Here is a 12,837-nt window from a genome sequence, read left to right on the forward strand (position 1 = left end):
CCCGCTCACACCTCCGAGTACGGCGCGCACATCTGTCGCAGCGTGCTGCCTATCCGTCTCGCGTACGCGTGCTGCACGCCTCGTGTCGCCGGGCCGCCCAGCCGTGTGTACCACTTCGCGCCGCGGCTGAACGCCGAGACCGTCAGCCAGACCGTGCCGTCGCCCGTGCGGTCGACCACGAAGGCCTCCTCGCCGCACTCGGGGTGGCCGGGGAGCGTGCCGTAGGCCCAGCCCGATCTGCGGTGTTCCTCGACCGTCCAGACGATGCGGCAGGGGCCTTTGATCAGGCCCGCGAGGGTGACCGTCACGTCCACGCCGGGGGCGGCCTTGTCGGCGCTCGCCTCGATGCCGACGCCCATCTCGCGGTGCAGCTCCCAGGTGAGGAGCGCGTCGGACGCCCGGCGGAAGACCTTCTCGCCCTCGCCGATCCGGGTGCGCACAAACAGGGGGTGGAATCCCGGGGGGCAGAAGCCGCGTTCGCGGGTCGCGCCGACGTCGTCGTACGTGAAGGACATGGGACCCAAGAGTAGGGCGGTACCCGGAGATGCCTTCGCTCCGGGTACCGCCCTTACCGCTTACCTGTCAACTCGGCGGCTGTCAGGTGACGTTGACGGCCGTCCAGGTCGCCGCGACCGCCGCGTACTCGGCGGAGCTGGAACCGTAGAGCGCCGCTGCCGCGCTCAGGGTGCCGGTGCGGGCCGACTTGTAGTTGGTGGTCGACGTGAAGTACGTCGTCAGCGCCTTGTACCAGATCTGCAGCGCCTTGGCGCGGCCGATGCCGGCGAGCGTGGCGCCGTTGTACGTCGGGGAGTTGTAGGCCACCCCGTTGATGGTCTTCGAACCGCTGCCCTCCGAGAGGAGGTAGAAGAAGTGGTTCGCGACGCCCGACGAGTAGTGCACGTCGAGGTTGCCGACCGAGGAGGACCAGTAGTTGGCGGAGCCGCCGTCCTTGCTGGGCTGGTCCATGTAGCGCAGCGGGGTGCCGTCGCCGTTGATGTCGATCTTCTCGCCGATGAGGTAGTCACCGACGTCGTTGCTGTTCGCGGCGTAGAACTCGACGCCGGTGCCGAAGATGTCGGAGGTCGCCTCGTTCAGGCCGCCGGACTCGCCCGAGTAGTTGAGGCCCGCGGTGTTGGCGGTGACGCCGTGGCTCATCTCGTGGCCGGCCACGTCCAGCGAGGTCAGCGGGTGGGTGTTGCTGGACCCGTCTCCGTAGGTCATGCAGAAGCAGTCGTCGTCCCAGAAGGCGTTGACGTACGAACTGCCGTAGTGGACACGGGAGTAGGCGCCGACACCGTCGTTCTTGATGCCGCTGCGGCCGAACGTGTTCTTGTAGAAGTCCCACGTCTCCTGGGCGCCGTAGGCGGCGTCCGCGGCGGCGGTCACGTCGGTGGTGGAGCTGGACGCGGCGCCGGTGCCCCAGGTGTTCGTGGTGTTGGTGAACAGCGTGCCGGTGCCGGAGCTGGTGGTGTGCTTCAGGTTGTACGTCTTGTGGCCGCCGCGCGAGGCGTCGGTCAGCGAGTACGTCGTGCCCGACAGCGTGGTGGTGAGGCTGACCGTGCCCGAGTACAGGGTCTTGCCGGTGCCGGTGGCGTTCTCGACGCCCTGGTACTCGAAGAGCTTCTTGCCGGTGGCCGCGTCGGTGATGACGTGCAGCTTGTTCGGGGTGCCGTCCTCCTGGAGGCCGCCGACGATCGTCTCGTAGGCGAGGACGGGGGTGCCGCTCGCGGCCCAGATGACCTTGCGGGCACCGTCGGCGGCGGTCTTGTCCGAACCGGCGGCCTTGGCGGCGGTCAGCGCCTGCTTCTCGGCCTTGGCGACCGTGATCTTCGGCGTGACGGTGGCGACCTTGATGGTCGCCGAGTGCGCCTTGGTGACACCCTCGGTCTTGCCGGCCGGCGAGGTGTGGACGACCAGGTCGCCACCGAGGACCGGGAGGCCCGCGTAGGTGCGCTCGTAGCGGGTGTGCACCGTGCCGTCGACGTCCTTGACGACGTCCTTGACGACCAGCTTCTCCTTGGTGCCGAGGCCTATCTGCGTCGCCGTCTCGGCCGCGTCGGCCTGCTTCTCCTGGACCAGCGCGGTGCGCGCGGCGTTGGAGAGCAGCTGCGGGGCGGCGGCGAGGGGGGCCGCCTTGCCCGTGGCGGGCTGGGCGGAGGCACCGGTGGTGACACCGGTGGCGAGCAGGGCGCCTGCGGCCACCGCGGTGGCGATGGCCAGGGTGGTGCGCTTGTGACGCGCGTAGAGGGGGGTCACGCGAGCTCCTCTGTGGGGGAGTCCGGACGGCGTGGGGTTACCGACCGGAGCGATGTGAATTGGCTGTGCTGAAGCGGCGTGAGGGAAGACTGGCATCAGGGGCGCGTACATGTCAGGACCCCCAAGTGATGTTGGCTGAAAATCGACTGTCCGGTGAACGTTGCGGCAATGTAAACGTCCACAACAGGGCGCCGCCCCGGAGTTGAAACCCCGGGGCGGCGCCTTGTTTGTGCGGCCTGAAGTGGACGGCTGGTTTTTACGGGAACGTAAGCTTCCAGCTGTTGATGTAGCCGGTGTCCTGTGCAGCCACGTCCTGGACCTTCAACTTCCAGACGCCGTTGGCGACTTCGGAGGACGCGTTGACCGTGTAGGTCGCCTGCACGTTGTCCGCCGAGTCGGACGAGCTGGAGTTCTTCAGGCGGTACGTCGACCCGTCCGGGGCCACCAGGTCGATCACCAGGTCACCGCGCCAGGTGTGCACGATGTCGACCGTCACCGAGAGGTTCGAGGGCGCGTTGCCGGTCCGCCCGGACACGGTGACCGACGACGTGACGGCCGCCCCGTTGTCCGGAATCGACACGTCGGCCGTGTTCTCGAACGACGTGCCGCCACCGCCGCCGCCACCGGAACGCGCACCGACCGCGACGGCCGCCCACGCGTCCTGCACCGCCTTGTACTCGGCGCCCGTCGTGCCGTACAGCTCACCGGCCGCCGCGAGCGTCCCGGTGCGGGCCGCCGCGTAGTTGGTGGTGGACGTGAACTTCGTGGTGAGGGCGCGGTACCAGATCTGCAGCGCCTTGTCCCGGCCGATGCCGGTGACCGGAAGCCCGTCCGAGGTGGGCGAGTTGTAGCTGACGCCGTTGATGACCTTGGCGCCGCTGCCCTCGGAGAGCAGGTAGAAGAAGTGGTTGGCGACGCCCGACGAGTAGTGGACGTCGAGGTTGCCGACCCCCGAGTACCAACTGTCCGCGCTGCCGCCGTCCTTGCTCGGCTTGTCCATGTAACGCAGCGGCGTGCCGTCGCCGTTGATGTCGATCTTCTCGCCGATGAGGTAGTCGCCGACATCGCTGCTGTTGTTGGCGTAGAACTCCACGCCGGTGCCGAAGATGTCGGAGGTCGCCTCGTTCAACCCACCAGACTCACCGGTGTAGTTGAGCCCGGCCGTGTTCGACGTGACGCCGTGGCTCATCTCGTGGCCCGCCACGTCCAGCGCCGTCAGCGGGTCCGCGTTGCCGGAGCCGTCGCCGTAGGTCATGCAGAAGCAGCTGTCGTCCCAGAACGCGTTCACGTACGAATTCCCGTAGTGGACACGGGAGTAGGCGCCGACACCGTTGTTCTTGATGCCGCTGCGGCCGAACGTGTTCTTGTAGAAGTCCCAGGTCTCCGCCGCGCCGTAGTGCGCGTCGGCGCCGGCCGTCGCCGCGTTCGACGTGGTGCCGTTGCCCCAGGTGTTGCTGGTCTGGGAGAACAGCGTGCCGGTGCCCGAGGTGCCGTGGTTGAGGTTGTACGTCTTGTGGCCGCCGCGGTCGCCGTCGGTGAGGTTGTACGACGTGCCCGACTGGGTCGTGGTCAGCGAAACCGTGCCGCTGTACTGGGTGTTGCCGGTACCGGTGGCGTTCTCGATGCCCTGGTACTCGTACAGCTTCTTGCCGGTGGCCGCGTCGGTGATGACGTGGAGCTCGTTCGGGGTGCCGTCGTCCTGGAGGCCGCCGACGACCGTCTCGTAGGCGAGGACCGGCTTGCCGCTCGCCGCCCAGATCACCTTGCGGGCCGAGTCCGCGGCCGACTTGGTGGAACCGAGCGCCTTGGCGCGGGAGACGGCCTGCTTCTCGGCGGTCGCGGTGGCGACGGCCGGGGTGAGGTCGGCGACCGCGATGGTGGCGTTGGTCGCCTTGATGACCCGCTCGGTGGCGCCCGACTTGGCGGTGTCGACCACCAAGTCACCGCCGAGCACGGGGAGTCCGGCGTAGGTGCGCTCGTAGCGGGTGTGGACCGTGCCGTCGGCGTCCTTGATGACGTCACGGGCGACGAGCGTCTCCTTGGCGCCGAGGCCGATGTCCTTGGCGGTGATGGTCCGCGCCGACTGGGCGTCGCGGAGCAGCTCGGCGCGCTGCGAGGCGGAGAGGGAGAGGGCCATGTGCGCCGGATTCCCCTTGCTGGCAAGGGGTTTGGCCGGTGCGGCGGAGGAGGTCGCGCCCGCCTGGACGGCCGCGGCGAGCAGAGCGGTGACGCCGGCTACGGCGACTATGTGGGAGGTGCGTCTGCGCGAGGAATTGCTTCTCAACACTGACTCCTTCAGGACGGTCGCGGATCGCGCGACCAGGGGAGATCACAGGGATCACAGGAGTGAAACTGTGGGGTTGCTGTGAAGCGCCAGTGGGAAGAGTGGCACCAGCCCGCGCTTTCTGTCAGGAGCGCGTCAGGAACTTGGCCGGAAATCGTTCGTTGTCCGGGTGGTCATGTCCGCTATACGGAGCGCCACTTGGCGCTTCCCTGACCGTGAGGTGAACCTCTTCCCGCGGCCCGCGTTCCCCCACCCGTCGAGAACTCCCACGGTCACGTCGATCGCCGCGCAGACGGCGACCGCGGCAGCGATGGCGCGTACCCGCCACGTGAGCGGCCGGCCCGTTCGCCCGGACACGGTGACGACCAGGTCCTTGCCGTCCGTCCGGGGCTGGTCGGTTGCCCGTTCGGGAAGGCGCGCCCGCACGGCGGCACTGAACGCGGCCACGGCGGGGGCGGCGGCATCCCGCAGCGCGTACACGGCAGCCGGACGGTCGGCCTGCGCGGTGGTCAGGACGATCTCGATGGTGCGGTCCAGACCGCGGACTGTCTCGATGGCCTCCAGCGGGATACGCGCGATACATCCGTCCTGTTCCCACCGCGCATGGTCCGAGCCGCTCTCGAAGCGGGCCGTGGCATTGCGGCCATGCAGGACGAGTGAGGGCAGCGAAGGCGTGGTTGTCACGCCCGTATGAGAGCCGCGAACATCGGACGGTTGCACGCGAACGGGGCGGGACGGGACGGCGCTTGGCGGAGCGGGGCTTGGCGGAGCGGGCGAGGACCGCCCGGCGTCAGTCGTCCGACGCCGCCCGCCCGTTCCCGTGCCACGAATGCCACAGCGCCGCGTACGCGCCCTCCGCCGCCACCAGCTCATCGTGCGGCCCGAGTTCGGTCAGCAGCCCGTTCTCCATCACCGCCACCCGGTCCGCGTCGTGGGCGGTGTGCAGCCGGTGCGCGATGGCGATGACGGTACGGCCCTCCAGCACGGCGGCCAGCGCGCGTTCGGTGTGCCGGGCGGTGGCCGGATCCAGCAGGGCCGTCGCCTCGTCCAGGATCAGCGTGTGCGGGTCGGCCAACACCACGCGGGCCAGCGCGAGTTGCTGCGCCTGTGAACCGTCCGTGGCCCGACCGTCCGCGCCCAGCGGGGTGTTGAGCCCGTCCGGCAGCTCCCGCACCCACTCCTCCGCGCCGACCGCCGCCAGTGCCGCCCACAACTCCTCGTCCGTGGCGGCCGGTTCGGCGATCAGGAGGTTCTCGCGGACCGAGCCCAGGAAGACGTGGTGCTCCTGGGTGACCAGCACGACCTGGCGGCGCAGTGTCTCCGGCGAGAGTCCGGAGACCGGCACCCCGCCCACGGTCACCGTGCCCTCGGTCGGCGCGTCGACGCCCGCCAGCAGCCGGCTCAGCGTGGTCTTTCCGGCGCCCGACGGGCCGACGACCGCCAGCCGTTCGCCCGGCCGCACCGACAGGTCCACGCCGTGCAGCACCTCGCCGCCGCGCTCGTAGGCGTACCGCACCCCGGTCACATCGATCCGGTCGTCCGCCGGAGCCGGCGCGTCCCCGTCGCCCTCCGCGCGCGGCGCCCGGGCCAGCCCCTCCACCCGGGCGAACGAGGCGCCGCTGCTCTGCAGTTGCTCGACCCGCATCAGGATCTGGTCCAAGGGCTCGGTGAACTGCCGCAGATACAGCGCCGCCGCCACCACCGCGCCCACACCCACCGCCCCGCGCGCGTGCAGCCACCCGCCGACCAGCAGCACGCCCGCCACCGGGATCGTGTACGACACCTCGACCGCGGGGAAGAACACGGTCCGCAGGAACAGCGTGTACAACCGGGCCCGCTTGGCGGTCTCCAGGGTGTCCCGGCTCGCCATGACCTGGCGCTCCTGGAGCCGGAACGCCTCCACCGTGCGCGCCCCGGACGCGGTCGCCGTCAGGATCTCGGCGACCTCCGACATCGCCGCGCCCTCCGCGAGATAGCCGTCCCGGGCCCGGCGCAGATACCAGCGCAGCGCGAACCAGATCGGCGTCAGACCCAACACCCCGAACAGCCCGAGCAGCGGGTCGAGCGCGAACACCGCGCCCATCACGAACAGCGCCTGCACCGAGCAGACCAGCAGTTCGGGCGCGACGTCCCGCAGGGTCGTGCCCACGGTCGCCACGTCGGAGGTGCCGCGCGCCGTCAGATCGCCCGTCCCGGCCCGCTCCACCACCGACGCGGGCAGCGCCAGCGCCCGGTCGACGAAGTCCTCCCGGACCCGGGCCAGCGTGCGCTCCCCGAACCGGTACCCCACGTACCGCGCCCAGCGCGCCAGCAGCAACTGGGCCAGCGAGCACACCACGATGACCAGCGCCAGCCGGTCCACCACCCCCACTCCGGCCCCGGCCCGCACCTCGTCCACGATCCGCCCGAGCAGCCACGGCCCGACCAGCCCGGCCCCGGCGGCCAGCGCGTTCACCACCAGCACGACGGCGAAGGCCCGCCGGTCCACCCGGATCAGCCGGACCGCGGCCCGCCGCACCTCGGCCCGTTCGGCGACCGGGAGTTGACCTTTGTCCGCCGTCACCGTGCGACCTCCTCCGTGTCCGCATCCGCATCCGCACCCGCGTCCCGGGCCACCAGCGCGCGATAGCCGGGTTCCTCCGCCAGCAGCCGACGGTGCTCGCCGCCGGCCGCCACCTTGCCGTCGACCAGGTAGAGGACCGTGTCCGCCTGGTCCAGGACCAGCGGGGACGTCGTGGTCACCACCGTCGTACGGCCCGAGCGCGCCTCGCGCAGCCGCCGGGCGACCGCCGCCTCCGTGTGCGCGTCCAGCGCCGAGGTCGGCTCCACCGCGAGCAGCACCTCGGGCTCGGCGAGCAACGCCCTTACCAGCCGCACCCGTTGGCGCTGCCCGCCGGAGAGACTGCGGCCCTGTGCGGCCACGAGTGAGTCGAGACCCTCCGGCAGGCCCTGCACGATGTCGTCGGCGGCACCGGCGAACACGGCCTCGGCCACCGCCTCCGCCGACCGCTCCCGCCGCCCGGACACCACCTCCCGCAGCGGTCCGGCGAACAGGTCTGCCTCGTTGTCCGCGACCAGGATCCGGGACCTGACCTGGTCCAGCGGAATCGCGTCGAGCGCGACCCCGCCCCAGGTGACCCGGGACGGCGCGTACCGGCCGAGCCGGTCGACCACGGCCAGCGTCTCCCCGGGCCGCGCCCCGACCAGCGCGGTCAGCCGCCCCGGCACCACCCGCACCCCGGAGTCGGGGTCGTGCAGGGCGGCAGGTTCGGCGGGCGCGGCCGACGTGCCCGTGTCCGCCTCGGGCTGGAGCGCCAGCAGCCGTACGACCCTCCGCGCGGCGACCACGCCCCGGCTCAGCTCGTAGACCATCTGCACGAAGAAGGCCACCGGGCCCACCAGGACCGCGACATAGCCGTACACGGCGACCAACTCGCCCACGCTGAGCTGCCCTTGGGCCGCCAGCCGGGCCGCGAGCCAGGTCACCACGGCGAGGAACAGGGTCGGCAGCCCGACCCCGATCGCCTGCACCCAGCTGGCCACCGCGCCCACCCGGTAGCCCTGCGACCGCAGCCGCTGCGAGTCACGCCGGAACGCGTCCGCGAACAGCCCTTTGCCACCAAGCCCGTTGAGGACCCGCAGCCCGCCCGAGAGGTCGGCGATACGCGCGGTCAGCACGCTCTGCCGCTCCCGGTACTCCGTCTCCACACCTTGCAGCCGCCGGGTCAACGGCCCCGCGAGCAGCGCGAGCACCGGCACCCCCAGCAGCACTACGGCGGCCAGCGGCGCCGAGATCGACAGCAGCACCCCGGCCACCACGCCGTAGACGACCAGGGCGCCGAAGCCGGGGCCGACGACGGTCAGGGACTGGGCGATCGTCCACACGTCACCGACGCCGATCGTGATGACCTCGCCCGCCCGCGCCCGGCGCGACAGCACGGCGCCCAGCCGGACCGCCTGGCCCACGATCAGCTTCACCGTGCGGAAGTTGGCGTCCATCCGCACCCGGGTCATGGTGCGGTGCCGCATGATGCTCAGCCACGAGTTGACCGCCCCGACCACGAACAGCGCCCCGGTCCACCAGGCCAGCGTGCCCAAATGCCCCGGCACCAGACCGTCGTCGACCGCCCGCGCCATCAGATACGGCGCCGCCGCCATCAGCACCATCCACACGCTCGACAGCAGCGCCCCGACCACCGCCCGCCACCGCTGCCGCATCACCAGCCACCACAGGAAGTGCCAGCCGCCCCGACAGTCGGGTGTCCCGGGATCCTCGTAGGCGTCGATCATCACTGCCCCCGTCGTCGCCGTGGTTTCCCCGCCCGCCGTCCCCGTACGGGTTTCCCTCGACCTTCGCCACCGGATCCCGCGGAATCGTGGTGGGCGAGCTCGGTCTCGTCGGGCGCGGACGGGCAAGGCATGGTCAAAACCCTGTCAGCGGTGATCGGGCGGGGGCAACCGGGTTTCCCCGGTGCGGCGGCGTCCCTAATATCTCAGTGCTGCGCGACGCCACGGCGGTCACTGAGTGAGCTGTCACCGAGCCATCCCCCCTTGCGAAAGGCCTCCGACGTGTCCCTGTTAGCCACCCGCCGCCTCGGGCGTGTCCTGCGCTGCCTGGTGGCAGCCGCCCTGAGTGTCGCCACCGTGGTGGTGGCCGCGGCGTCCGCGCACGCCGTCACGATCACCCTCATCCTCACCTCCGCCGACGGCGGGATGCTGTGCGGGTACGGCTACCCCAACCCTGTGCACTTCGTGTCCACCAACGTCGGCGGCGCCGACTTGGACCCCTCGTGCCAGTGGACGCTGAAAGCGGTGGGAGACAACTACTACGTGTACAACACCGGCATCGGTGAGTACATCACTCTGGCGGGCAACCCCGCCAAAGGTGTCAGCCTCCTTCTCAAACCACTGCTCTCCGGTGCGTCCGCGGTCAACCTGCAGCAGTTCAACTTCAGCAGCCAGACCGGGAACGGCGGCGTGGCGATACGCCCGACCAACAACCTCGATCTCAACATCAACAGGAACGGCTACGACCCCAACAACGTAGGCGTCATGCTCACCACGTGGGATCAGAATCGGCGGTCCATGAGCTGGCAGTTCACCATGGTGGACCCGGTCGCGACGCCACCCAAGGCCACCCTCACCCCCGCACCGTTCAGCGTCGGGTCCTACGGATTGTTGGTGGACCAGTCCGCGCGGCCGCTCGCCGGCTCTCCCCGCCCCGGTATGGCCCTCTGCGCCGACACGGATGACAGCAACGTGCGGCTACAGCTGCTCAGCCGGTCCATCAACCCGTACTGCATATGGCAGAAGGGCAGGCCCGACGGAATCCCGTCGAACGTGATCTACCTGTACAACCCCGCCACCGGCAAGGTCCTCGACATCAACGGCAGCGGCCCGCTGAACGACCCCACCCCCGTCAACCTGCAGCCGTTCTACACCAACCCGCTGCAGACCTACGAGTGGTGGAACCCGGCAACCACCGACCTCGGCTACACGGCGTTCCGCCCTTCCGGCAACTACGACCTCAACCTCAACGGCTACTCCGCCGCGTTCGTGCAGCCCGCCGCGGTCACCTCCTGGAGCACCGGCCTCACCCAGGCCCAGATGAGCTGGAGTTTCATCCCCCTGTGACGGCCTGTGGCGGGGCGGCTCTCCTTCTCACGCCAGACTGTCCCGCCACGCCCGGTGCAGATCCGAGAACCGCCCGGTCCCCGCGATGAGTTCGGCCGGGCGGCCGTCCTCGACGATCCGGCCGTGCTCCATGACCAGCACCCGGTCCGCGATCTCGACGGTGGACAGCCGGTGCGCGATCACCACCGCCGTACGGCCCCGCAGGACCGTCGACATGGCCCGCTGCACGGCCTGTTCGCCCGGTACGTCGAGCGAACTGGTCGCCTCGTCCAGGATCAGTACCGCCGGGTCGGCGAGCAACGCCCGCGCGAACGCCACGAGTTGACGCTGACCGGCCGAGATACGGCCACCCCGTTTGCGTACGTCCGTGTCGTAGCCGTCGGGCAGCGCGCTGATGAAGTCGTGCGCGCCGATCGCCTTCGCGGCCCGCTCGATCTCCTCACGGGGCGCGTCCGGACGGCCGATCGCGATGTTCTCGGCGACCGTGCCGGAGAACAGGAACGCCTCCTGCGTCACCATCACCACCCCGCGCCGCAGTTCGGGCCCGGACAGCTCGCGCAGGTCCACGCCGTCGAGCAGCACCCGCCCGTCCGAGGGGTCGTAGAAGCGGGCCAGCAGCTTGGCCAGGGTGGACTTGCCGGCGCCGGTGGAGCCGACCACGGCGACCGTCTGTCCGGCCGGGAGGGTGAGGTCGAAGACGGGCAGCACCTCGCCGCCGGTGCGGTAGGCGAAGCGGACCCCGTCGAAGACCACCTCGCGGCCGGGCTGTTCCGACTCAAGTGCGGGCAGCTGCAAGGGTGTTGACGGCTCGGGCACGGACGGTGTCTGGGCCAGCAGGCCCGCGATCTTCTGCAGGGAGGCGGCGGCCGACTGGTAGGAGTTGAGGAACATGCCGAGCCGGTCGATCGGGTCGTAGAGCCGCCGTAGATACAGCACCGCGGCGGCCAGGACGCCCAGTTCCAGGGAGCCGTCCGCGACCCGGTTCGCGCCCCACAGCACGATCACCGCGACCGCCGTGTTGGCGACCAGGCGGGAGCCGGTGACATAGCGGGCCATCTCCAACAGGGCGTCGCCGTTGGACCGTTCGTGCCGCTGGTTGAGGATCCGGAAGTCGGCGTCGTTCACCGCCTCGCGACGGAACGCGCGCACCGGGCGGATGCCGTTCATCGTCTCCACGAACTTCACGATCACCCGCGCGATCGCCGTGGACCGCGCCCCGTACACCCGCACCGCGCGCCGCTGGTAGACCCGCACCAGCAGATACAGCGGCACGAAGGACGCCACCGCGACCGCGCCCAGCCCCAGGTCCAGCCAGAGCAGCATCGCCGAGATGTAGACGAACGACAGGATGACCGTGATCAGTTCCTGGAGGCCCTCGCTGAGCAGTTCGCGCAGCGCCTCGACGTCCGTGGTGGAACGGGAGATGAGCCGGCCGGACGTGTAGCGCTCGTGGAAGTCGATGCTCAGCGCCTGCGCGTGCCGGAAGATCCGGCCGCGCAGATCGAGCAGCACGTCCTGGTTGACGCGGGCGGAGGCGCCGATGAACGCGTACTGCAGGCCGCCGGAGAGCAGCGCGCACAGCAGATAGCCGACGGCCACGGCGATCAGCGGCCCGCGGTCGTGATCGCGGAACGCGGGCACCGCCCGGTCGATCGCGTACGCCACCAGCAGCGGGCCCACCTGCACGGCCGCCTGCTGGAGCAGCAGGAGGAGGGTGGTGACGGTGACACGGGCCTTCATGGGCGCGAGCAGGGAACGCAGGAGGGCGGCGGTCGCGCCCGGGGGAGTGGGCAGGTCGTCGTGGTCGAAAGGGTCGTCCACGGCGTGCGGGCGCGGGGGTTCGTGGTCGTCGTCGGTGGTGGGCGCCGATGTGGTGGGGGCGGTCATCGTTCGTCCTCCGGCCGGTCGTGCGGTTCGGATCCCGACATGAGATGCGCGTACTCGGCGTTCGTGCGCAGGAGTTCCTGGTGGGTGCCGACCGCCGTGATACGGCCGTCCGACAGCAGGGCCACCCGGTCGGCGAGCAGGACCGTGGACGGGCGGTGGGCCACGATCAACGCCGTTGTGTCCGCGAGGACTTGACGCAGGGCTGCCTCAACTGCGGCCTCCGTGTGGACGTCCAGTGCGGACAGCGGGTCGTCGAGGACGAGGAAGCGGGGTTTGCCCACCACCGCCCTTGCCAGCGCGAGGCGTTGGCGCTGGCCGCCGGAGAGGCTCAGGCCCTGTTCGCCGACGCGGGTGTCCGTGCCCTGGGGGAGCGCGTGCGCGAAGTCCGCCTGCGCCACGGCCAGTGCGCGGTCCAACTCCGTTTGTCCCGCGCCCTCTTCGGCGCCCATCAGGACGTTTTCGCCGACGCTGGTCGAGAAGAGGGTCGGCTCTTCGAAGGCCACGGCTACGAGTGTGCGCAGTTCCTCGCGGGGCATCGATGTGATGTCCTCGCCGTCGAGTGTGATGTGGCCCGAGGTCACCTCGTGGAGGCGGGGGACGAGTGCGGTGAGGGTGGTTTTGCCTGTGCCGGTGGCGCCGACCAGGGCCATGGATTCGCCGGGTCTGATGTGCAGGTCTATGCGGTCGAGGGTGGGTGGGGAATCGGGATGGGCGTCTGGGTAGCGGAAGGAGACTGAGGCGAAACGGATGCCGTCGTTTTCGGGTGCGCCGCCGTG

The 12,837-nt window shown here is 70.5% G+C and carries 9 protein-coding genes; 1 reads left to right on the top strand and 8 read right to left on the bottom strand.

The features are described from left to right. Window positions 1–5: 5 nt before the first annotated feature. The 6 genes from JHN45_RS35255 to JHN45_RS35280 form a co-directional block, all read right to left on the bottom strand. The gene (locus JHN45_RS35255) at window positions 6–515 is read right to left on the bottom strand and encodes a DUF1990 family protein (protein ID WP_201053312.1); all 510 of its coding nucleotides are present in this window, start codon (window positions 513–515) and stop codon (window positions 6–8) included. An 82-nt stretch (window positions 516–597) separates the two neighbouring features. Then, entirely contained in the window at window positions 598–2,256 is a 1,659-nt protein-coding gene (locus JHN45_RS35260) for a M4 family metallopeptidase (protein WP_201053314.1), read from the bottom strand. A 256-nt stretch (window positions 2,257–2,512) separates the two neighbouring features. After that, window positions 2,513–4,540 (bottom strand): M4 family metallopeptidase, encoded by a 2,028-nt coding sequence (locus JHN45_RS35265; protein ID WP_201053321.1) that lies wholly within the window; start codon window positions 4,538–4,540, stop codon window positions 2,513–2,515. A gap of 135 nt (window positions 4,541–4,675) precedes the next feature. Beyond that, a complete protein-coding gene (locus JHN45_RS35270; protein WP_201053323.1) occupies window positions 4,676–5,224 on the bottom strand; it encodes a hypothetical protein in 549 nt (182 codons plus the stop codon). A gap of 106 nt (window positions 5,225–5,330) precedes the next feature. Continuing rightward, window positions 5,331–7,103: an ABC transporter ATP-binding protein gene (locus JHN45_RS35275; protein WP_200712361.1), complete on the bottom strand. Its 1,773-nt coding sequence runs from the start codon at window positions 7,101–7,103 to the stop codon at window positions 5,331–5,333. Next, a complete protein-coding gene (locus JHN45_RS35280) occupies window positions 7,100–8,830 on the bottom strand; it encodes an ABC transporter ATP-binding protein (RefSeq protein ID WP_201053325.1) in 1,731 nt (576 codons plus the stop codon). Before JHN45_RS35280 ends, JHN45_RS35275 begins: the two co-directional genes overlap by 4 nt. A gap of 279 nt (window positions 8,831–9,109) precedes the next feature. On the opposite strand from JHN45_RS35280, the gene JHN45_RS35285 reads away from it, so the two are divergent. Then, window positions 9,110–10,174 carry a hypothetical protein gene (locus JHN45_RS35285; RefSeq protein WP_201053331.1) on the top strand — a complete coding sequence of 355 codons (1,065 nt, stop codon included), beginning with the start codon at window positions 9,110–9,112 and terminating at the stop codon, window positions 10,172–10,174. A 27-nt stretch (window positions 10,175–10,201) separates the two neighbouring features. Here the strand turns inward: JHN45_RS35285 and JHN45_RS35290 are convergent, their stop codons facing one another. Then, entirely contained in the window at window positions 10,202–12,061 is a 1,860-nt protein-coding gene (locus JHN45_RS35290; RefSeq protein WP_201053333.1) for an ABC transporter ATP-binding protein, read from the bottom strand. After that, the coding region (locus tag JHN45_RS35295; protein ID WP_201053335.1) for an ABC transporter ATP-binding protein at window positions 12,058–12,837 on the bottom strand (780 nt) is incomplete at its 5' end. The genes JHN45_RS35295 and JHN45_RS35290, both read right to left, overlap by 4 nt.

Origin of the sequence: Streptomyces sp. MBT53 (assembly GCF_016654115.1) — a bacterium.
GTDB lineage: Bacteria > Actinomycetota > Actinomycetes > Streptomycetales > Streptomycetaceae > Streptomyces.

Coding starts and splice junctions, on each gene's coding strand:
- JHN45_RS35280 (WP_201053325.1), bottom strand. CDS start 8,830: ATGATCGACGCCTACGAGGATCCCGGGACACCCGACTGTCGGGGCGGC.
- JHN45_RS35290 (WP_201053333.1), bottom strand. CDS start 12,061: ATGACCGCCCCCACCACATCGGCGCCCACCACCGACGACGACCACGAA.
- JHN45_RS35255 (WP_201053312.1), bottom strand. CDS start 515: ATGTCCTTCACGTACGACGACGTCGGCGCGACCCGCGAACGCGGCTTC.